This window comes from Xanthomonas vesicatoria ATCC 35937 (assembly GCF_001908725.1).
GTDB lineage: Bacteria > Pseudomonadota > Gammaproteobacteria > Xanthomonadales > Xanthomonadaceae > Xanthomonas > Xanthomonas vesicatoria.
Genome location: NZ_CP018725.1, coordinates 3,227,651 through 3,248,878 on the forward strand (window position 1 = coordinate 3,227,651; position 21,228 = coordinate 3,248,878).

20 protein-coding genes are annotated in these 21,228 nt (G+C 65.1%); 8 read left to right on the top strand and 12 right to left on the bottom strand.

Annotation, left to right across the window (positions count from 1 at the left end):
- Window positions 1-52: 52 nt before the first annotated feature.
- The 3 genes from BJD12_RS13910 to BJD12_RS13920 all read right to left on the bottom strand — a co-directional run bounded on the left by BJD12_RS13910 (window position 53) and on the right by BJD12_RS13920 (window position 5,073).
- Complete coding sequence (locus BJD12_RS13910; protein ID WP_005989014.1) at window positions 53-2,080, bottom strand: acetyl/propionyl/methylcrotonyl-CoA carboxylase subunit alpha; 2,028 nt, start codon at window positions 2,078-2,080, stop codon at window positions 53-55.
- Window positions 2,081-2,288: 208 nt separating this feature from the next.
- Window positions 2,289-3,899, bottom strand: coding sequence for a carboxyl transferase domain-containing protein (locus tag BJD12_RS13915; protein WP_005989016.1), 1,611 nt, complete (start codon window positions 3,897-3,899; stop codon window positions 2,289-2,291).
- 10 nt (window positions 3,900-3,909) lie between these two features.
- Window positions 3,910-5,073, bottom strand: coding sequence for an isovaleryl-CoA dehydrogenase (locus BJD12_RS13920; RefSeq protein WP_005989018.1), 1,164 nt, complete (start codon window positions 5,071-5,073; stop codon window positions 3,910-3,912).
- A gap of 129 nt (window positions 5,074-5,202) precedes the next feature.
- Between BJD12_RS13920 and BJD12_RS13925 the strand changes: the two genes are divergently transcribed.
- The 3 genes from BJD12_RS13925 (at window position 5,203) to BJD12_RS13935 (ending at window position 6,806) form a co-directional block, all read left to right on the top strand.
- A complete protein-coding gene (locus BJD12_RS13925) occupies window positions 5,203-5,814 on the top strand; it encodes a TetR/AcrR family transcriptional regulator (protein WP_074059397.1) in 612 nt (203 codons plus the stop codon).
- 93 nt (window positions 5,815-5,907) lie between these two features.
- Window positions 5,908-6,282 (top strand): hypothetical protein, encoded by a 375-nt coding sequence (locus BJD12_RS13930; RefSeq protein WP_042827667.1) that lies wholly within the window; start codon window positions 5,908-5,910, stop codon window positions 6,280-6,282.
- Window positions 6,279-6,806, top strand: a complete 528-nt coding sequence (locus tag BJD12_RS13935) for an RES family NAD+ phosphorylase (RefSeq protein WP_005989023.1) — start codon at window positions 6,279-6,281, stop codon at window positions 6,804-6,806. Before BJD12_RS13930 ends, BJD12_RS13935 begins: the two co-directional genes overlap by 4 nt.
- Before the next feature lie 197 nt (window positions 6,807-7,003).
- Here the strand turns inward: BJD12_RS13935 and BJD12_RS13940 are convergent, their stop codons facing one another.
- The 4 genes from BJD12_RS13940 to BJD12_RS13955 are packed head-to-tail and all read right to left on the bottom strand — an operon-like array spanning window position 7,004 to window position 9,945.
- On the bottom strand, window positions 7,004-7,339 hold the full coding sequence (locus BJD12_RS13940; protein ID WP_005989025.1) for a DUF3325 domain-containing protein: 336 nt from the start codon (window positions 7,337-7,339) through the stop codon (window positions 7,004-7,006).
- The gene (locus tag BJD12_RS13945; protein WP_005989026.1) at window positions 7,336-8,955 is read right to left on the bottom strand and encodes a PepSY-associated TM helix domain-containing protein; all 1,620 of its coding nucleotides are present in this window, start codon (window positions 8,953-8,955) and stop codon (window positions 7,336-7,338) included. The genes BJD12_RS13940 and BJD12_RS13945 overlap by 4 nt, the downstream gene beginning before the upstream one ends.
- Window positions 8,952-9,263: a DUF3649 domain-containing protein gene (locus BJD12_RS13950; protein ID WP_005989027.1), complete on the bottom strand. Its 312-nt coding sequence runs from the start codon at window positions 9,261-9,263 to the stop codon at window positions 8,952-8,954. Before BJD12_RS13950 ends, BJD12_RS13945 begins: the two co-directional genes overlap by 4 nt.
- A 37-nt stretch (window positions 9,264-9,300) precedes the next feature.
- Window positions 9,301-9,945, bottom strand: a complete 645-nt coding sequence (locus tag BJD12_RS13955) for a DUF4198 domain-containing protein (RefSeq protein WP_005989029.1) — start codon at window positions 9,943-9,945, stop codon at window positions 9,301-9,303.
- A 287-nt stretch (window positions 9,946-10,232) separates the two neighbouring features.
- Here BJD12_RS13955 and BJD12_RS13960 point away from each other — a divergent pair, with 287 nt between their 5' ends.
- Both BJD12_RS13960 and BJD12_RS13965 read left to right on the top strand, forming a co-directional pair.
- Window positions 10,233-10,751 (top strand): c-type cytochrome, encoded by a 519-nt coding sequence (locus BJD12_RS13960; RefSeq protein WP_005989031.1) that lies wholly within the window; start codon window positions 10,233-10,235, stop codon window positions 10,749-10,751.
- Between the two features lie 281 nt (window positions 10,752-11,032).
- Entirely contained in the window at window positions 11,033-12,751 is a 1,719-nt protein-coding gene (locus tag BJD12_RS13965) for an ExeM/NucH family extracellular endonuclease (protein WP_005989035.1), read from the top strand.
- Window positions 12,752-12,849: 98 nt separating this feature from the next.
- Here BJD12_RS13965 and BJD12_RS13970 read toward each other — a convergent pair whose 3' ends face one another.
- Entirely contained in the window at window positions 12,850-13,326 is a 477-nt protein-coding gene (locus BJD12_RS13970) for a hypothetical protein (protein ID WP_042827673.1), read from the bottom strand.
- Window positions 13,327-14,025: 699 nt separating this feature from the next.
- On the bottom strand, window positions 14,026-14,412 hold the full coding sequence (locus BJD12_RS13975) for a MerC family mercury resistance protein (protein WP_005989038.1): 387 nt from the start codon (window positions 14,410-14,412) through the stop codon (window positions 14,026-14,028).
- 63 nt (window positions 14,413-14,475) lie between these two features.
- Here BJD12_RS13975 and BJD12_RS13980 point away from each other — a divergent pair, with 63 nt between their 5' ends.
- Entirely contained in the window at window positions 14,476-15,801 is a 1,326-nt protein-coding gene (locus BJD12_RS13980) for a GTP-binding protein (protein WP_005989040.1), read from the top strand.
- A 197-nt stretch (window positions 15,802-15,998) separates the two neighbouring features.
- On the opposite strand, the gene BJD12_RS24620 is transcribed toward BJD12_RS13980, so the two are convergent.
- The 3 genes from BJD12_RS24620 to BJD12_RS13995 all read right to left on the bottom strand — a co-directional run bounded on the left by BJD12_RS24620 (window position 15,999) and on the right by BJD12_RS13995 (window position 19,097).
- Window positions 15,999-16,550 (bottom strand): type III secretion protein, encoded by a 552-nt coding sequence (locus tag BJD12_RS24620; protein WP_228996849.1) that lies wholly within the window; start codon window positions 16,548-16,550, stop codon window positions 15,999-16,001.
- Window positions 16,551-17,346: 796 nt separating this feature from the next.
- Entirely contained in the window at window positions 17,347-17,793 is a 447-nt protein-coding gene (locus BJD12_RS13990; RefSeq protein WP_005989052.1) for a hypothetical protein, read from the bottom strand.
- A 431-nt stretch (window positions 17,794-18,224) separates the two neighbouring features.
- Window positions 18,225-19,097 carry a membrane protein gene (locus tag BJD12_RS13995; protein WP_005989054.1) on the bottom strand — a complete coding sequence of 291 codons (873 nt, stop codon included), beginning with the start codon at window positions 19,095-19,097 and terminating at the stop codon, window positions 18,225-18,227.
- A gap of 66 nt (window positions 19,098-19,163) precedes the next feature.
- On the opposite strand from BJD12_RS13995, the gene BJD12_RS14000 reads away from it, so the two are divergent.
- A complete protein-coding gene (locus BJD12_RS14000) occupies window positions 19,164-19,826 on the top strand; it encodes an alpha/beta hydrolase (protein ID WP_005989056.1) in 663 nt (220 codons plus the stop codon).
- 78 nt (window positions 19,827-19,904) lie between these two features.
- Window positions 19,905-20,999, top strand: coding sequence for a cell division protein ZapE (zapE, locus tag BJD12_RS14005; protein WP_039424369.1), 1,095 nt, complete (start codon window positions 19,905-19,907; stop codon window positions 20,997-20,999).
- The last annotated feature ends 229 nt before the right edge of the window (window positions 21,000-21,228 follow it).

Here is a 21,228-nt window from a genome sequence, read left to right on the forward strand (position 1 = left end):
AATGCAGCACCGACGCGTGCGGACGTGCCGTTGGTCACCTTGCTGGGCGGGGTTACGCTTTCGCGGACACAAATTCCACCAACAAGGCGCCATCGGCGACCAGATCGCCTTCGGCCACCAGGTAGGCCTGCACCGTGCCGTCGCTGGGGGCGTGCAAGGTGTGCTCCATCTTCATCGCTTCCATGACCACGAGCGGCTGTCCACGCACCACCGATTCGCCTACCGGCGCAGTCAGCGACACGATACGGCCGGGCATCGGTGCAGTCAGGCCACCGCCGGCATGCGCCGGCTGATCGGCCTCGACCAGGGCATCGTGATGACGAAAGAACGCACTGCGCGTTGCATCGCGCAAGGTCACCGTGGCGCCGTCGTGCAGCGCCTGCACACGCCATTGCCGGCCGTCCAGCTCCACGCGCAGCGCGCTGTCCTGTCCGTGATACCGCAACACACGGGTGGTGCCCGCGCACGTCACTTCCCAGCTATCGGCGAGCGGACGCAACGCAAGCACGCGGCGCTCATCGGCCGCCTCCAGCGTCACGCTGCGCGCTGCATGCCGGCCGATGCGCCATCCATCGCTGGCCAGCCACGGCGAGTACGGGTCGGCCGGGTCGCTGTTTGCCACTGGCATGTGTTCGGCAAGCAACACTGCGGCAAGGCACCACCATGCAAGCTGCGGAGCACTTGCCTGTGGAAACAGCGCCGCCTGTTCGCGTTCGATCAGCGCGGTATCCAGATCGGCCGTCGCAAACGCGTGGGTGCCGACCAGCCGCGCAAGGAAGGCGCTGTTGGTGGTCACGCCGACCGCATGCACCTGCGCAAGCGCCTGGCGCATGCGCGCCAGTGCGGCGGGGCGGTCGACATCCCAGACGATGAGCTTGGCGATCATCGGGTCGTAATACGGGCTGATGGTGTCGCCTTGCTCCACACCTGCATCGATCCGCACATGCGCGCTGGTGGCCGGCAACTGCAGCTGGCGCAGGGTGCCAGTGGAAGGCAGGAAACCGCGGTCGGCATCTTCGGCATACAAGCGCGCTTCCAGCGCGTGCCCGCGGATGCGCAACGCATCCTGGCGTTGCGGTAGTGGCTCGCCTGCAGCCACCTGCAGTTGCCATTCGACCAGGTCGGTGCCGGTGATCAATTCGGTGACCGGGTGCTCCACCTGTAGCCGTGTATTCATTTCCATGAAATAAAAATCGCCACCCGGCCCGGCGATGAATTCCACCGTGCCAGCGCCGACGTATCCTACTGCGCGCGCCGCATCCACGGCTGCCTTGCCCATCGCCGCGCGGCGATCTTCGGTCATGCCGGGAGCGGGTGCTTCTTCCAGTACTTTTTGATGCCGGCGCTGCACCGAGCAATCGCGTTCGAACAGATACACCACCTCGCCGTGCGTATCGCCGAATACCTGGATTTCGATATGCCGCGGGCGCTCGACGTATTTCTCCACCAGCACATGCGCGTTGCCGAACGCCGATTGCGCTTCGCGCTGGCAGCTGGCCAATGCCTCCTCGAACGCGGCGCTGGCATCGACCCGACGCATGCCCTTGCCGCCGCCGCCGGCACTGGCCTTGATCAGGATCGGGTAGCCGATGGCATCGGCCTGCGCACGCAAAAATGCGGGCGCCTGTTCGTCGCCGTGATAACCCGGTGTCAACGGCACCCCCGCACGTTCCATCAGGGCCTTGGCCGCGCTCTTGTCGCCCATCGCGCGGATCGCGCTTGCCGGCGGGCCGATGAACACAATGCCGGCCTGCGCGCAGGCGTCGGCAAACGCTGCGTTTTCAGAGAGAAATCCGTAACCTGGGTGAATCGCCTGGGCGCCACTGATGCGTGCCGCATCGATAATCGCCTCGCCACGCAGGTAACTCTGTTGCGCCGGTGCCGGACCGAGATGGATCGCTTCGTCGGCTAGGCGTACATGCCGTGCATCGCGGTCGGCATCCGAATACACCGCCACTGTTGCAATGCCGAGCCTGCGGCAGGTTGCAATGATCCGGCACGCGATCTCGCCGCGATTGGCGATCAGGATCTTGTCGAACGGCCGCTGCGGTGGGGTGGCGAGGGAGTCGTGCTGTGTCATCGGGTCGGTCTCTGCACATCGCCGGCGTGGCCAGCGGTCGTGCGATTAAAAGCGCGGATGTGGTATGGACTACAAGCAGCAGGTGCGACGCGGGCGGTGTACACCGATGGGTGACGCTGACATCGGGTCAAACACGACCTGCAAGGCGATGGAGAAAGCGCTGCGCGCAGCTGGCAACACAACGGCGTCTGCCAGCACGCGCTGCCGCTCACATGCGAAACACGCCAAAACGCGTTGGCTCGATCGGCGCATTCAACGCCGCAGACAAGCCCAGCCCCAACACGCGACGCGTATCGGCCGGGTCGATGATGCCGTCGTCCCACAGCCGTGCGCTGGCGTAATACGGATGGCCCTGCTGCTCGAACTGCGTGCGGATCGGCGTCTTGAAGGCGTCTTCTTCCTCGCCCGACCACGCACCGCCCTTGGCTTCGATGCCGTCGCGGCGCACTGTGGCCAATACGCTGGCGGCCTGCTCGCCACCCATCACGCCAATGCGGGCATTCGGCCACATCCACAGGAAATTGGGCGAGTACGCGCGGCCGCACATGCCGTAGTTGCCGGCGCCGAACGAGCCGCCGATCACCACGGTGAACTTGGGTACCTTGGCGCAGGCCACTGCCATCACCAGTTTGGCGCCGTCCTTGGCGATGCCGCCATGTTCGTATTTGCGGCCCACCATGAAGCCGGTGATGTTCTGCAGGAACACCAGCGGAATCCCGCGCTGCGTGCACAGCTCGATGAAGTGCGCGCCCTTGAGCGCGGATTCGGAAAACAGGATGCCGTTGTTGGCGATGATGCCCACCGGGTAACCGTGCAGGTGCGCAAAGCCGGTGACCAGGGTGCTGCCATAGCGCGGCTTGAATTCGTCGAACCGCGAGTCGTCGACAATGCGTGCGATCACTTCGCGCACATCGAACGGCTTGCGCGTATCGGCGGGTATCACGCCATACAACTCGTCGGCCGCATGCCGCGGCGGCAACGGCGCTCGCAGCGCCAGCGATGCAGGCGGCTTGCGCCAGTTGAGCTGCGCGACGATGGCGCGCACACGCGCCAGCGCCTGCAGATCGTTGTCGGCAAAATGGTCGGCCACCCCGGAGATGCGTGTGTGCACATCAGCGCCTCCCAGCTCTTCGGCGCTGACTTCTTCACCGGTGGCGGCTTTGACCAGCGGCGGGCCACCGAGAAAGATCGTGCCCTGTTCGCGCACGATCACCGTCTCGTCGCTCATCGCCGGCACATACGCACCACCTGCTGTGCATGAGCCCATTACGCACGCGATCTGCGGAATGCCTTGCGCCGACAGGTTGGCCTGGTTGTAGAAGATGCGCCCGAAGTGATCGCGGTCGGGGAAGACTTCATCCTGCAACGGCAGGAACGCGCCGCCGGAATCGACCAGATAGATGCACGGCAGGCGATTCTGTTGCGCAATTTCCTGCGCGCGCAGGTGTTTCTTCACCGTCATCGGGTAATAGGTGCCGCCCTTGACGGTGGCATCGTTGGCCACGATCACGCATTCCACACCCGACACGCGGCCGATGCCGGCCACGACGCCCGCGCACGGCACCTGATCGTCGTATAGGCCATGTGCTGCCAACGGCGCGATTTCCAGCAGTGCGCTGCCCGGGTCCAATAGCGCATCGATACGTGCGCGTACCAGCAACTTGCCGCGTGCGACATGCTTTTCCCGCGCGGCTTCGCTGCCGCCGAGCGCGGTGTGCGCCAAGGTGCGGCGCAAGTCATCCACGACGGCGCGCATCGCGGCGGCATTGGCCTGAAAGCTGTCGCTGCTGATCTGCAACTGGCTGGTGATCACGCTCATTGGGGCTCCGTCAGGCGGTGCGTTCGAACAGCTCGCGGCCGATCAACATACGGCGGATCTCCGACGTGCCCGCGCCGATCTCGTACAACTTCGCATCGCGCCACAGGCGCCCGGTGGGGTAGTCGTTGATGTAGCCGTTGCCACCCAGCACCTGGATCGCCTGGCCCGTGAGCCAGGTCGCCTTTTCGGCAGCGTACAAGATCGCGCCGGCGGCATCCTGGCGCGTGGTGCGGCCTGCATCGCAGGCACGCGCCACCGCATACACGTAGGCGCGGCAGGCGTTGAGCCCGACGTACATATCGGCCAGCTTGGCCTGCATCAACTGGAAGGTGCCGATCGGCTCGCCGAACTGTTTGCGCTCATGCACATAAGGCAACACCACATCCATCGCGGCGGCCATCAATCCAAGCGGCCCGCCCGCCAGCACCACGCGTTCGAAATCCAGCCCGGACATCAGCACGCGTACGCCCCCGTTGAGCGTGCCCAGCACGTTTTCGGCGGGCACCTCGCAGTCGGTGAACACCAGCTCGCAGGTGTTGGAGCCACGCATGCCTAGCTTGTCGAGTTTTTGCGCGGTGGAAAACCCGGGCATGCCCTTTTCGACGATGAACGCGGTGATGCCGCGCGCGCCCGCATCCGGGTCGGTCTTGGCGTACACCACCAGTACGTCGGCATCGGGGCCGTTGGTGATCCACATCTTGCTGCCGTTGAGCACGAAGCGGTCGCCGCGCGCGTCAGCACGCAGCTTCATCGACACGACGTCCGAGCCGGAGCCGGCCTCGCTCATCGCCAATGCGCCGACATGCTCGCCGGTGCACAGCTTGGGCAGATAACGTTGCTTCTGTTCTTCACTGGCGTTCTTGCGCAGCTGGTTGAGGCACAGGTTGGAATGCGCGCCGTAGGACAGCCCGATCGCACCACCGGCGCGCGAGATCTCTTCCATCGCCACCACATGCGCCAGGTAGCCCATGCCGCTGCCGCCGTACTCTTCTTCCACGGTCAAGCCGAGCAAGCCCTGCTCGCCGAACAGGCGCCACAACTGCGCGGGGAAAACGTTGTCCTGGTCGGCGGCGGCGGCGAGCGGGGCAATATGATGGCTGGCGAACGCCGCTACGCTTTCGCGCAGCAGATCGATCTCTTCGCCAAGCTCGAAGTTCAAGGACGGCACATGCATGGAGCAACTCCACAAGGATCGGGACGTGCCGGGTGGGAGCGGGCGGGCCGCGCGGCGTATGTGGGGCAGCCTAGCGGTCTGCGACAAAAAAGTGAACTAAAATTCAACTATTGAACCAAGAATCACACCATGGCTTATCGACGCTCCGCCCTGATGGAAGAACGCCTGGCCGGCAACCGCGAACGCATCCTGCACGCGGCCCGCGCCCTGATCGCCGACGGCGGCTATCGCAACGCCCCGATCACCGCGGTCGCCGCAGCCGCTGGCGTCTCAACCGGGCAGATTTACCGACACTTCCCTTCCAAAGCCGAACTTTTCGTGGAAGTTCTTAACGAGGCTATTCAGCGCGAGATGACCATCCTGCGGGCGATCACCGCCACCGATGCCAGTGCCGCCGAGCGCTTGCGCACCGCCATCGCCACCTTCGTGCGGCGTGCGTTGGCCGGCCCTGCGCTGGCCTACGCCTTTATCGCCGAGCCGGTGGAGAGCGAGGTGGATGCAGAACGTATCCGCGGTCGTCGCCTGTTTGGCGAGGTATTTCGTCAGTTGCTGACCGAAGGCGTGGCCGCTGGAGAATTCCCGGAGCAGTCGCTGGATGCGGCCGCGGCCTGCATCGTCGGTGCCTTTACCGAAGCCCTGGTCGGGCCGATTGCGCCCAGTCGAGGCGACCCGCAGCGCGGCGAGCACTTGGTAGAGGCGATCTGCGGCTTTTGCTTGCGCGCCGTGGGCGCACCCGCCTAAGACTGGCATGGCGCTGACCACGTGCCTGGCTGTGCTGGATAAGGCAAGATTACTGTGCATATACTGTGCACACTACTCGTCAAGACACATGTCATGGTCGCCGTCCTTAATCCCCTGTCTCTCACTGAGCGGCTGCGTGCACCCGACAGGACCATCCTTTCGCCGTCGGCCATGGCAGGTCTGCTGGAGTTGTCGCAGCAGGAACTGGCCGAGCTTGCTGGCGTGCATCGCAACAGCCTGCGTGTGCATCCGGAGAGTCCGCGCGTGCAGGATCTGCTGCGCAACCTGTCGCGGCTGTTGGTGGCGATGGCGCAGATCCAGCCGGACGAGCACCAGGTGGTGTTCCATCTCAAAAATACGCCGATCCCTGCATTCGAATTCGCCACGCTGCTGGAAGTGGTCAAGCAGGGCCGCACCGACGACGCGCTGGCGTATCTGCGGACCGTCGCCGCCGGGGCCGCGGGGTGAGACTGAGCGCCCCGGCGCAGTGCACGCTGTACCGCGCCTTCACGCCGCGTTGGGCTGCCGAACCGCTGAGCGGTGCAGGCGCCGCGCGATCCGGTGGGCGTTTCAACCGCTTCGGTCAGCCGGCGCTGTACCTTGCGATGGAACTGGATACCGCCGCTACCGAATATGCGCAGGCGGCGCCGTTCCTGCCACCGTTTACGCTGGTCAGCTATGCCGCCGAGCTCCCGGCGCTGGCCGACCTGCGCCTGCTGGACTCAGCGTGGGACACGCTATGGGCCGACTGGACCGACGACTGGCGCAAGGCGCTGGTCAACAAGGTCGAGCCGGTCAGTTGGGTGCTTGGCGACATGCTGCGCGAGGCGCTGATTCCAGGTGTGATCTTCCCCAGCATCGCGGCACCGACTGGCGTCAACGTGGTGTTGTTCCTGGATATGCTGCAGCCCGACCAGGTGTTGCGCGTGCTCGACGATGGCCGCCTGCCGCGCGATGGTCGCAGCTGGGGCGACTCGCCGACAGCGGTGTAGTGCGGCACGTGCGGCAGGCAGAGACCCTGCACCGAACCCACTGATGCGGTTGCGGTCACGCTGCTGCGATATGCGGTCGCCCAATGCCTTGAAGATTGCCTCGCTTCCACACGTATCCAGCAATGCCGCGTCCGCGAATGGCATCGGTAACCATCACCAATCAGCGCGCTGCCACCGCGACCACGTCGCGGCTTAGTTCAACCAGCCAGCAGCTGTCCCATGCCGGCCAGCACCGGCGCGACCAGCGCGGCCGGCAGGATCGCTCCACGTCGATACGGCAGTAGCCACAACGATAACGGTGCCGCTGCAGCGGTCAATGTTCCCAGCCACAGCACCGGCCCAATACCCCAACCCTGGGCACGCACCGCCAGGCCAAACGTGCACAGCAACAGCACCCAGCCAATGCTGCGCAGCTGCCGCGTGCGGGCAGCGCCAAGGCTGCGGCCGCGCACCTCGTGCTGATGTTTTTCCATGGCCAGGCAGAGCGCCGCGAATCCGGAGAAATTCAGCGCCAGCAACAGCAGCACGCTCATGCGCCCTCCTGCACGGCAACGCTGGTTTGCGTCGCTGTCGCGGGCGCGGTGGCACGTGCCCGGCGCGCCGCCGCCGATTGCGGCGCCTTCCACTGCTGCAGGCGCCAGCCGGCGATACCCAGGCACACGCCCAGGCCCAGGCACACCAGATCGACACCAGCCAACGCCCATTGCCCGGCCGGTAGCGTTACGCCCAGATGTACGTCGGTGGTCACTGCGTTCAATAGCGGCACCAGTGCGAACAGTGCGGCGCCCAGATACAGCTGCCAGCTCCACATCGCGCGACGTGGCCAGACGAACGCGGCCAGCAACGCAGCGCCCCAGGCGGCGAAGAACAGGTTCGCTTCCATCGCCGCGCGCGATTGGAGTGCTACCGGCAACAATCGGTTGGCCCAGAAGAAGCTGGCGAAGGCGATCGGCAAGCCGGCCACCGTGCCGATATTGAGCGCGTCGACCAGGCGCAGTCCAAACCCGATGCGGCCGGCTTTGAGATGCTTGGGCCGTTCCTTCACCGCCCACATCACCACACCGCTGGCCACCATCAGACAGCCCAGCAATCCAGAACTGAAAAACAACACGCGTAGCCACGGGCCGGCGAAGTGCGCGATATGCAGGCCGACCATCACACCGCGGGTTTCGCTCGCGCCACCGGGTGGGCTGCTGCGTTGCAGGCGCGCGCCGCTGACCGCGTCGTACAGGATGGACGGCGCGGTGGTGGACAGATTGGCCGCCACCTGGCTCACGCCAATAGCGGCATGCGCATCGTTGGGAAGCGACACCGCCACGTTGCCGATGTCGGCCCCACGCAGATCGCGGCGCGCACGCTCCACAAACTGCTCCAGCGGCAGCATGTGCGCAGGCGTACCGGCCGCTTTGCGCGTGTCGGCCACGCGGTTGGCCGACTCGTCGTAGAAGCGCATTTCGTCGTCGGCATAACGCGCCTTGATGCCCCACGGCAGGTACATGAACATCAAGGTCACGATGCCGGTGTAGGTGATCATCGCGTGGTACGGCAACGCGGTGACCGCGCTGACGTTATGAAAGTCCAGCCACGAGCGCAGGCCCTTGCCCGGACGGAAGGTAAAGAAGTCCTTGAAGATCTTCTTGTGCGTAATCACGCCGCTGATGATCGCCACCAGCATGAACATCGCGCAGAAACCCACGATATAGCGCGCCCACAGCACCGGCACATAATGCAGATCGAAATGCAGCCGGTAGAAGAACTCGCCCCCCAGCGTGTCGCGCGCGGCGATCTCTTTGCCGGTGGCCGGGTCGATAATGACACTGCCGTACAGTTGCCGACGGCCTGACGGTTTGCCGTCGGCGGGCGCAGGATTTTGCCAGTACATGCTCAACACCGGGTTGCGCGTCTCCGGCAAGGTGATGTTCCAGCTCAGCGCATTGGCTGCATGCGTTTGCAGATAGCGTTCGGCACTGCGGAGCGCGGTTTGCGTGCTCACCGTGGTGGTAGGCAGCTCCGGGCGCATCCAGCGGCTGATTTCGTCGCGGTAATAACTGGCCGTGCCACCCATGAAGATCAGCAGCAACACCCAGCCGACCAGCAATCCGGTCCAGGTGTGCAACCAGGCCATCGACTGGCGAAAACCCTGCTTCATGCCACACCCCGTTGCAGCCAGGCGGCCAGCGCAAACATCAGCGCTGCCGGCACTGCAATGCCGGCCCAGGCACGCCAGACGCTGGCGGTGGCGAATGCCCACAGCGGCGCGCACGCGCACACCACGATGCCCACCAGCATGCTGGTCAAGACCGCTTCACTGCGCGGCAACGGCAACGCCAGTGCGAGCAAGAGATTGGTCGCACTGGCCAGCGTGTAACCGCCGAAAATCGCCGCCAACGTGCGCGCAAGCACGCCCAGCCACGGGCGCCGGAACCACGGAAGCGGCAGAGACGATACGCTGGACATCAGGCAGGCGGCGGACGTGGATGAGCGGGCGCGATGCTTATTCGGCGACGAAGGTCAGCGTGCTGATGTGATGCACCATCGACACCTGCTTGCCGGCAATCTCACGCGTTACCGGCTCCTTGTTGTTGACCACCAGGATGTGGCGACCGGCGCGCAGCGCGGGCAGGGTGACCCGGCCCTTGTCGTCGGAGGTCAGCGTCTTCTGCCACTTCTGCGGGTCGATCACGGTGACCTCGGCCTTGGGCAGCGGCTTGTTGCGATAGAGCACGGTCAGCGTGCTGCCGTTGGCGGTGGTGGGCACCAGTTCCAGATCGAGCTTGGCCGCCGGCGTGCTGCGTCCGGCACGGGCGTAATAGCTCACCGTTTCGAACCCGCCGGCTTCGCCCTTCCGCGGCTCGAACACGCTGTCATCGCTCAGCCACGCATCGCCGGCGCCTGCCAGCGGTGCGGCCAGGAAGTCGTTGCCGCGCGTCAGGGCGCCAGCCTTGCCGGCGGTGCCGAACACGCTCGGCTTGACCACGCGCTTGATCTCGTCCTGGCCGTGGTCCAGGGTCTCCTGCGCGGGCTCGCCGAAGAAGATACGCACCGGGCCGCTGCCATCGCGTTCGATCCAGATTTCGTGGGCCTGGGCGGACAAACTGATGCTGGCCAAGGCCAGGCAGGACAGCAGGAAGGACTTCATCGGCGACTCCTCGTAGACGGGACTGGGCGAGGCGGGGTGCGCGTCACCGTGGATTGATGGGAATGATACGCAATTCCCTTCGGCGAGACCAACGTCCCATGCGGCAATGCGGCAATGCGGCAATTCGTCGGCGGGCGCGAGCGTGGCTACGCACGGGAGCGATAGCCCGTCAGGGCGCAGCGCACATCGCGGCAAAAACTGTCACGCACGCTGGTCAGACTGGCATGAACTGTGCTCTATACTCCGGCGCTAGCAGAGGTCTTCGACCAACAGCCAGGGGTGAGCGCGTGCGGAATTACGACCTCGAGTTCCTGAAAAAATTCTCGATGGTGATCGGTTTATTGGTGGTGATCACCCTGGGCCTGATCGCCCTGGCAGCCTATTTGCAACTTGCCGTTCCCGATGAGGTTTCGCCGACAGCGGCCAAGCGCGTGCAGCAGCGCATCGCTCCTGCCGGAGCGGTCTATGCCGGCACAACTGGCGCAGCCGCCCAGGCCGCGGCCCAGGCGGCTGCACTGGCCAAGGCGTCCTCGCAATCTGCCTACGGTGGCACCACCGACGGCAAGACCATCTTCGACAACCTGTGCACCGCCTGCCACACCAACGGCGTCGGCAAGGCACCGACGCTGGATCATTCGCACTGGGACGCACGCATCGCCCAGGGCAAGGACACCCTGTACAAGCACGCGATCGAGGGCTACACCGGCCCGGACGGCGGCATCATGCCACCCAAGGGCGGCAATCCGGCGCTGACCGAAGAACAGGTGCGCGCCACCGTCGACTGGATGCTTGGCAATCTGAAATAAGCCGTTGCAGGGTCGGGCCTGGCTAAAGGCTGGCCCGCGTCCACTGCGGCCAGCGTGTCCGTTGAGGTGGCTTGTCGGGTCGATTCCGTCTCGCTGCATGGTCAGCCAGCCAAGCAGCGCAGCACAACCGTGCTCACCTGCGGCCATCGGTTCGCCCCCCTCTGTCGACGGATGATCTGGCGGCACTTCGCTGCGTTTTGTTAGCCTGCTTCTGCGCCCCTGCCATCACGCGCCGCCTTCCGGGCGGCGCTTGCGTTTGACCCATCTTCTGGAGTGTTGCGATGTCGCGTTGCCCGCTGCTTGTGCTCGGTGTGATCGGTTTGCTGGCCCCGCTGCTGTGCAGCGCTGCCGATAGCGCACCGCAGCGTCTGTTGATTGCCGATGTGCAGGGCGAGGACACCCGCAGCCCGTACGACGGCCGCGTGGTCGAGGTCGAAGGCATCGTCACTGCCGATACGCGAGCCGGGATGGCTGGCCTGTTCGTGCAGCAGCCCGGCTTCGAGCCGCGGCGCTCGCATGGGTTGTTCGTCACCGGCGCCGGCAGTGCCGAGGTGGCGGTGGGTGATCGCCTCCGCATCGTCGGCACGGTGCGTGAGGTGTCGGCAGGCGGCCAGACGACGTTGACCACGGTGGATGCCAGCAGCATCGAGCGGCTCGCCAGCGGCCAGCCAGTCCCGGTGCGCATGCTCAGTGGGCCGCCTGCCAATTGGGAAGCGCTGGAAGGCGAGCACGTCCGCATTGCCGCGCTGACGCTCAACGGCAGCGACCGTCTGGACACCTACGGCGAGCTGGTCGCCGCATTCGGCGGGCGGCTGTGGCAGCCAAGCGAAGTCGCCGCCGCAGGCACCCCGGCCTTTGCTCAGGTCGAAGCGGACAACGCACGCCGCCGCGTGCTGCTGGACGATGCGCGCAACGGACGCAGCCCCAAGATCGTGGCGTATCTACAGCCCGATGCGGTGCTGCGTAGCGGCAGCCTGCTCAAGTCGGTGGATGGCATCGTCGACCAACGCTACGACGGCCAGTACCGCATCCAGGTACTCAACCCGTTGACGTTGCCCGCCATGCCGACTGCGGTGGCGCCGCAGGTAGGCGGCGATCTGCGCATCGCCTCGTTCAATCTTGAGAACTTCTTCAACGGCAATGGCCGCGGCGGTGGTTTCCCGACCAAGCGCGGTGCGCGCACGCATGAGCAATTCCAGGCCCAGCTGAGCAAGCTGGTTGCCACCATCGTGCCGTTGCAGGCCGACGTAGCCGCGCTGATGGAGCTGGAAAACGACGGTGACGGCGCCGATGCGGCCGTTGCGCAGCTGGTGGCTGCGCTCAACGCCGCCGGCAAGGACAAGGACTGGCAGTTCGTCGACACCGCCAACGGCCCGGGTGACGACGCGATCCGGGTCGGCATGATCTATCGCAACTCGCAGGTCACCCCGGTGGGCAAGCCGGCCACGCTGACTGGCGGGCCGTTCGACAGTCACAGCCGCGTGCCGTTGGCACAGGCCTTCCGCAGCAACCGCGGCGCCACCTTCGTGGTGGTTGCCAACCACTTCAAGTCCAAGGGCTGCGGCAACGCCAGCGGCGCCGATGCCGACCAGCAGGACGGCCAGGCCTGCTGGAATGCCACGCGTACCGAGTCGGCCAAGCGCCTGCACCAATGGCTGCAGACCGACCCGACCGGCGCGCAGACCAAGCTGGCCGTGTTGCTGGGCGACTTCAATGCCTACGCCATGGAAACGCCGATGCGCAGCCTGCGCGCCAGCGGCTGGCAGGACGCCTTCGCGGTGGCCGGCGTGAAGCAGCCTTACAGCTACGTCTACGACGGCATGAGCGGGCGCCTGGACCATGCGTTGCTCAGCCCGGCGATGGCCAAGCAACTGCGCGGCGCAGTGGAGTGGCACGTCAATGCCGATGCGATGGACGACGCCGGCTACGCCAAGCGCAACCTGCCCGGCCCGTGGCGCAGCTCCGATCACGATCCGGTGCTGCTGGGGTTTTCGCTGTAGCAAGCGCGCGATGTGCGGTTGGCTGCCGAATGGGCGCGATGCGGCGCTGGTGCGAATAGCTGCTGGACCGACCGCCGATGGATACGTGCCTGCGCGTGTCAGTCCAGCCGCTGGTACTGCGTAGTGACGTCGTCGAGCCGACGTTCCCGGGTCAACAGCGCCTTGTAGTCATGCATGAGGCATTGCAGTTGTTGGATCAGCGCACAGGGCGCGGCACTGTCTTGCAAAATATCCAGCTGTTCCAACGCGTCCTGGTATGCCTGGGTCAGGCAGGCCGACTTGGCGCTTGTTTCGTCCGCCGGTGCGTCTTCGTCGTCGTGCCGCATCCGGCCCTGCGAGTCTGTCCGCGGCGCGGCGCGGCGCGCGGCCCCCGGCGTGCGCAGACGCTGCAGCGGTGAGAGCGCTGCGAGCAAGGCATGCAGCAGGAGATCGCGCAGCTGATTGCGTTGCGCCAACAGATGATTGCGCTGATCGAGCGCGCGCTGTTCCTGTGGTCTTGCGTCGCGATCCTCCAGGAACAGATGGGTGGTGATGGCGTGATACTGCGGGTTCAATTCGAGTAGCTGGCGATTCATGGCCTTCAGCAGCAAAGGCGCATGCGTAGGCGTCTGCGACGTGTCCTGCGCTTCCGACGTCGATGCAATGACGGGCGCGCATGCAGGCACAGCAGCGCGCCGCTCCAGTTCCCGGTGCTGCGAGTTCTGCCCGCACGATGACGTGCGGGTGCAAATACTCTTCTGCTGCGCCGGGGCGACAGTGCACCACGGGTCTGCGATGCGTGCCGGCACCAGGTGCGTTGGCGATTGGGGCGGCCAGCACCTCGCCACGACGCTGGCAGCACCGCCCGCAGCCGCGAGACCGGGCATCCGTTGAATACCCCTCGATACCGAGTTCAGGCGCATGCTCGTTCCAACCGGGCGAAAAGCCCTGCTCATGCATCCACGCTAACGGCCTTGTTTGACCGAATGCCGTGCGCCGCGAACGCAGGGCGCGTGAACCGAACAGGCGACCTCTCACATGTGGGAGATCGCTCTAGGTGATGAAGCCGATCGCCATTAATGCCAGGAACAAACGCGCGCGCGATTCATGCTTTGCATCACTCACATCAGCGCGAAGGCATGGCGAAGCGAATGGGCGTCGGCTGCTACGTGCATGACCGTTTGGCACCCGACTCGTCATCGCTGCTTCAGTGCTCAAGCATGGCGTGATACCGGCCTCTTTGTTCGCGTAGTCGCGTCGCGGCTGACGGCCTGGTCGCTGGGCGCGGCACGCGCCTATCCAGCACAGTTCCCATCGCGACGGCGCAACCGCAGGTTGAGCAAGTGTGCGCTGGCCAGCAACAGGCTGGCGGCCACTGTGATCGGTGTTTCCAGGTGCTCGCCGACGACACGGCTGGCGCCCAGCACCAGGCCGGCCAGCCCGCAGCCTGCCAGGGCCCACACCGCTATCGGCAGCGCATGGCGCCGATGCGTGCTCCACAGCGCGTAGCTGCTCAGCGGCACCGCCGCAGCGGCGAATACGACGTGCACCCACTCGGCGCGGCTCCAGGCGCCCAGCAGCGGCAGCGTCATGGCCAGCAGGGGTAGGGCCAGGCAATGCAGCAGGCACAGACTGGACAAGGCAATGGCCGAGGTATCCAACAAAGAAGCGGTCGCACGCATGGAAGCGGTCTCGTCAAGCAAGTGTTATATAGTAACACTTCGCTCTCCCCCGAGGTTGCCTGGATGTCTCTGTCCCCCGTCCGCGATCCGCGGCTCCCCGTCACCGTGCTGTCCGGTTTCCTGGGCGCCGGCAAAACGACCTTGCTCAACCGCATCCTGCATAACCGCGATGGCCTGCGGGTTGCGGTGATCGTCAACGACATGAGCGAGATCAATATCGATGCGCAGCTGGTGCGCGACGGCGGCGCCGCATTGCGGCGGACCGAAGAAACGCTGGTGGAGTTCAGCAACGGCTGCATCTGCTGCACGCTGCGCGACGACCTGCTGCAGGAAGTGCGCAGGCTGGCCGAGCAGCGCCGCTACGACTATCTCCTGATCGAATCGACCGGCATCGCCGAGCCGATGCCGGTCGCGGCCACCTTCGCGGTGCGCGATGCCGATGGCTTCAGCCTGTCGGATATCGCGCGGCTCGACACCATGGTGACGGTGGTGGACGGCAGCCGGTTTCTGGAGGATTTCGGCTCGGCTGCCACCCTGGCCGAGCTGGGGCAACAGGCCGGGCCGGACGATACGCGCGGCGTGGTGCAACTGCTGGGCGAGCAGGTGGAGTTCGCCGATGTGCTGGTGATCAGCAAGTGCGACCGTATCGATGCATCGCAGCTGCAACGTCTGCGCGCAGTACTGCGTGCGCTCAATCGCGAGGCGGCCATTGTGGATGCGGCGCACGGCGATGTGCCATTGCACCAACTGCTCGATACCGGGCGCTTCAATTTCACCCGCGCGCAACTGGCGCCGGGATGGATGCAGGAACTACGTGGGCAGCACACGCCGGAGACCGAGGAATACGGCATCAGCAGTTTCGTGTATCGCGCACGCCGGCCGTTCCACCCGCAGCGATTCGCGCGCATGGTGCACAGCGGGTTGCCGCAGGTGATCCGCAGCAAAGGCTTTTTCTGGCTGGCCAGCCGCATGGACTGGGTGGGCGAGTTGTCCAGTGTAGGCGGTGCCACGCAGACCAACGCCGCAGGCTTCTGGTTCGCCGCGCGCCATCGTGTGGATGCGCACGCAATCGGCGAGCCGCTGCAGACCAGTATCACCCCGCTGCCGTACACCGACATTGGCTGGCAGCGTCAGCAGACCCAGTGCTGGACCGCGCCGCTGCCGCAATTGCACGAAGTAGGCGATGCCAGCGAATACGCCGCGATGCAGCGGCTATGGCATCCGCTATGGGGCGATCGTCGCCAGGAGCTGGCGGTGATCGGCGTGGACATGGATGCGCCGGGCACGCGCGCTGCGCTGGACGCGTGCCTGCTCAGCGATCACGAACTGCGCCAGGGCCCGGCGCAATGGCAACTGCTGGATGATCCGTTTCCGTACTGGGAGCGTTGAGTTCGCGCAAGCGTGCGACCGGCCTGCATCAGCCTGCACGTGATCTGCAACCGACCCGGGGTGGCCCCGTGCATTGGTGCATGCGGGAAAGGCGCTGGAGACGGCAAAGAGCTGCACACGCGATACGCACTCACGCCGAATACGTCGCAGCGGCAGGCTGCGACGTGCACTGCATGCTGTGCCGACATGCAAGACCGTCAGAGGTAACCGTTGTCGATCGCTTCCTGATGGGCGTCCACTTCGTCTCGATGGCGTTGTCGGCGCTCCTGTGGCGTGGTGGGGATGCTGTCCATCAAGCGTGGACCGCCCATCCTTTGCAACTGGTCGTCGGTACGTTTGACGATGTCTTCGAGTTCCAGCAGGTTTTCGTAGCCCTTCATCATGCGCTCAAGCCGTTTTGCCTGGACGGGGTCTGCGCCACTGGCCCTCAACTTCGCCAGGTGCCGCCTGGCGAGGTCATGGTGCCTGGCGAGATCGGACATGTTGCCAAGCTGACGGCGTGCCTGCAGCAGCGCGTTGCGGTTGGAGTGAATGACCTCGCTCTGGACCATGGCCAGCCGGCTGGTCGTAGTTCTCGGTGCGCGTACATGTTCCAGTGGCGCCAGTGCATGCATCGTCGCATCGAGTTGCCTGTGGCCGGCCTGACCACTAGGGGGCTGACTGTCGCGGATCTGATTGCGTTGCGCGATCAGATCTGTCCGCAGGTCAAATAACCGCTGCTCTTGCTCGGTTGCTTCGCCATCGTCCATGAACAAGCGCTTGCTGATTTCGCTGCAGCGTTTGTCCAGCAGCGCAATCTCCTCATTCAAACTCTGCAATGAGCGCCCTTGCCTGGCCTGCGGCGGAGAAGCTATCGGGATAGGTGCCTGCTTGATCGGAGCTGGCCGCGGTATCGAGGCAGTCCGCTGTGGTTCGGGACCCTTTGCGCGCGCTGGCCCGGTGGCCTGTGGAGCAGGCTGCGGCCGGCGTGCATCGACAACTGGCGGCGCGCCATGCCTTTGCGGTGGGCGAGCTGGTGTGGCCGCCTGCGTCACGTAAGGCCTGGGCGCAGGTGAGGTGCGCGTTGGCCGTAGCGCTGAGGAGCTCATGTGCATTGATGGCAGCTGCTTGCGCAAGGACTCGAATGATTTGCGCGCGGACGCCAGAAGGGCTTGGCTAGAGGTTGTCGCCGCGCCCTGCGGTTTGCTGCGCTTGTGTGCTTGAGACAGCGGATGCTGCGTGGTCGTCTCAAGGTTCTTTGTAGTAGTGGTCGAAGCGGGGCTGAGCGGTTCTGGAGCGACCCGATGGCGGCTGCTCGAAAACGGATTCAGGCGCATGACGAACTCCTGTCGGTCGTATGCACCCACAGTAGCGACCGCCTCCGATGGCGTGATGCAGGCTGCGAACCGGCGTCGCGCAAGCCGAAATGTCACTCTCAATCGATGCGCACGCCGCATGGGATCGCCGCGCTTGCAGGTGCCGCTCTCCGCCCGGCGTCGAGGTATCCAACAACGTGGTCATGCATGTCCGGTGCCTTGCTTCCGCTGTTGGTTGACATCATTCAGGTCATTTATCGGACCCAACAGTCTGAGCCGCCAGGGTGCGGTAGCGCTGCATGAGCCGTTGCAGTTTCAGGATCCGCTCGCACGGCACAGCGCTTTCCTGCAAGCCATCCAGCTGCACTTCGGCATGCCTGAAGACCTCGGCCAGGCAGGTCGAGAGCGCTATCGCGTTCAATGCCAGCGATCGTACCTGAGCGCGCTGCATCGCATCGTCGTGCGGATTGGTCAGCTGGTCGGCTGTCGTGGTCGGGGCAGGCACTTGCTCCAACGGTGCAAGTGCTTGCGGCAGAAACTCCAATTGACTGTCGCGTACCTGATTGCGCCGCGCCAATAGACGATTGCGTTGATCGAGCACGCGTTGTTCCTGCGGCATTGCCTCGCGCTCCTCAAGAAACAAGCGCGTGGTGATGGCATGGTAGTGCGTGTTGAGTTGTATCAGACGGCGGTTCATGCCTTCCAACAGCGACCGCATCCCAGCGCGCGGCAATCGCGCAGCGCCTGGCGGTGATGCGTGGGAATCAACACCTGCCAAGCACGGCGATGATGGAAACCAGGCCAGCGCTGCCTGTTGCTGCGTCCGCTGAAGCGTGCAGGCAGGTGCTTGCTCCTGTCGTGCGGCAGGCGCATGCCGCAAATTTACGCCGCCAGCCGCCGCAGGCAGCCTGCGCGGTTGGGCAAACAACCGCGACGTGCCTGAGCCGGAGGCACCGGTTGCATCTGCGGCAGCGCTCGTTGCCTGCCGCTCTTTCAACCAGGGATTCGGTCGCATGACCCACTCCAACCGGATGACAAGCCCTGTGTGTGGTCGCTACGGTATCGAGCTTGTTTTACCGAACCCGGTACGCTGCGACAAAGGACCCACTAACCGAACGGCTGATGTTTTCAAGCGGTGTACATGCCCCATGCAATGGCGGCGATCGCCGGGACCGCCAGCAGCAGACCCACGCGTACGCGTGTACCAAGACGCTCCTTGAACCCGAGCGCTCCCACCAGCACGCCAAGGACGACCACGCCGATGTTCATGCTCGCAAAGACCGTGGCGGGGCTGTGCGGCAATGCTTGATGGGCGCGCACATAGCAAAAGATGTTGCCGAAATTGAGTATTCCCAGCAGCATGCCGGCCACGACGTTGCGGCCGTCCATCCGCACGCCGCGTGTCCAGCGCAGACCCTGCAGCAGCGACATCAGGACGAAGGCGATGGCGAAGCACAGCGTCAGCGAGGTCAGCGACGACGTACCGGCCTGCGCGATGGTCTTGAGCAACAGATCGATCAGTGCAAAGCCCATCCACACGCCCAGTAACCACAGCCACGCAGTCGAGGGAGCCGGCGCAGCGCGGTCGCGCGGATCTGCGCGTTGCACGATGCATACGATGGCCAGCAGGCCCATGCCCAGTCCAGTCAGCTTCCATCCGTTGAGCGGCTCGCCGAACAGGGTGAAAGCCGCCGCCAGCGACAGCAGCAACGACAAGCGTTGTGCCATCTCGGTACGCACGATGCCGGCGGTGGTGACGGCGCGCGCCAGCACCATGAAGATCGACGGCAGCGCAACCGAAAGCACCACCAATGCTGCCCACGGTGTGGACGGCGCATGCAGCATATCCAACGCAGGATCCAGCAACAGCCACGCCAGGACGGCAGCGGTGGCGTAGTTCCAGGTGATGGTCTGGGAAACATCCAGGCGATAGCGCGGCACCAACTTGAGAAGCACCGACACCAGGACACTGCAGACAACGGCAAACAGCAGCAAATACATAGGCAACGCAACGAAGTGTGCAGGCAGGGCGATGAACGCGGCCGGCGGGGCGGCTATTATGAGGGCATGTCCAATCTCCCATTCCCCACCGAATCGGCTGCGTTGACCTTGGAGGGGCCGGTCGGCCCGCTCGATGTCGCGGTCGATCTGCCCGAGCCGGACGTCGCTGTGCAACCGGTCACCGCCATCGTCTGCCACCCGCTTTCCACCGAGGGCGGCAGCATGCACAACAAGGTCGTCACCATGGCCGCGCGCGCGTTGCGCGAGCTGGGCATCACCGTGGTGCGTTTCAATTTTCGCAGTGTCGGCACCTCGGCCGGCAGCTTCGATCACGGCGACGGCGAGCAGGACGATCTGCGCGCGGTCGCCGATTGGGTGCGCGCGCAGCGGCCTGGCGACATGCTCTGGCTGGGCGGCTTCAGCTTCGGCGCGTACGTGTCGTTGCGTGCGGCCGGCGCGCTCGCACCGCAGGTGCTGATCTCGATCGCACCGCCGGCCGGGCGCTGGGATTTCAGCGACATGCAACCACCGGCCCAGTGGCTGGTGGTGCAGGGCGATGCCGACGAAATCGTCGACCCGCAGGCGGTCTACGATTGGCTGGAGACCCTGGAGCAGCAGCCCGAGCTGGTGCGCATGCCCGACACCAGTCACTTCTTCCACCGCAAATTGATCGACCTGCGCGGTGCGATCCAGCATGGTGTCCGGCGCTGGTTGCCGGCCGCTGTCTGACCGCGGCATGGACCACGCGCATCGCCCGGCGATGCGCCGTTGAGCGGGCAGGGCAGCAGCCGGTCCGCGGAGAGCACAATGAGTGAAATGACCCCGTCGCAGCGCTACGCCGCCGGCGTACAACGCGGCGACTGGCGCGCCGATCCTGCGCAGCAAGCGGCTCTGGCGGAACTGGACCGTATCCATGAGGCGTTGGTGGACAGTGCCCAGGATGGCTGGCTGGACCGGCTGTCGGCGTTCTGGAAAAAGCCCGAGCCGGTGCGTGGCCTGTATTTCTGGGGTGGCGTGGGGCGCGGCAAGACCTTCCTGGTCGATTTGTTCTACGACGGCCTGCCGATCAAGCAGAAGTACCGCACCCACTTCCACCGTTTCATGCGCGGCGTGCACGAGCAGTTGCGCGAGCATGCCGGGCAAAGCGACCCGTTAGCGAAGATCGCCCAGCAGTGGCGCGAGAATCTGCGTGTGCTGGTGCTGGACGAATTCTTCGTCACCGACATCGGCGATGCGATGTTGCTGGCACGCCTGCTGGAGCGTCTGTTCGCCGAAGGCGTGACCCTGGTGACCACCTCCAACACCGCACCGGAAAACCTCTACGCCAACGGCCTGCAGCGCGACAGCTTCATGCCGGCGATCGGCTTGCTGCAGAATTTCTGCGTTGAGCTCTACGCCGAAGGCACCGAGGACTACCGCATGCGTGCACTGACGCGCTCGCCGGTCTATCGCGCGCCATTGGATGCGCAAGCCGATGATTGGCTGCTGCAGCGCTGGAGCGAATTAAGCGGTAATGCCGAAGCACGTGGCGGCAATATCGAAATCGAAGCGCGCAAGATCGCGGTACGCGCACGTGGCAAGAGCATCGCCTGGTTCGACTTTGCCGCGCTGTGCGAAGGCCCGCGCGGCCCGGCAGATTACATCGAGATCGCCCGCGAGTTCACCACGGTGCTGCTCGGCGGCATCCCGCACTTCGATCGCGTGAACGAAGACGCGGCGCGGCGCTTCGTCAACCTGATCGACGAGCTGTACGACCGCCACGTCAATCTGGTCTGCACCGCGCAGGACGCACCGCCGGCGTTGTACAGCGGCCAGCGCCTGGCGGGTGCCTTCGAGCGCACCGCATCGCGTTTGATCGAAATGCAGAGCGCCGAGTATCTGGCCACCGCGCATCGGGCATAAGCGCGCACGCGCATTCTGCGGCGGAACGCTAAACCCGGCGCCCGATCAAAAGGCGCGGCGACAGCGACCGCCAGGCTGCGCTGCGCGCGTGGGCGATCCAACGGCGGAACAACTGGGAAAACAGCGCGTGGAGCCATGGCGGGACATAGCCTGGCGATCCTCGGTCCTCGGTCCTCGGTCCTCGGTCCTCGGTCCTCGATCCTCGATCCTCGATGCCGATGCCGATGCC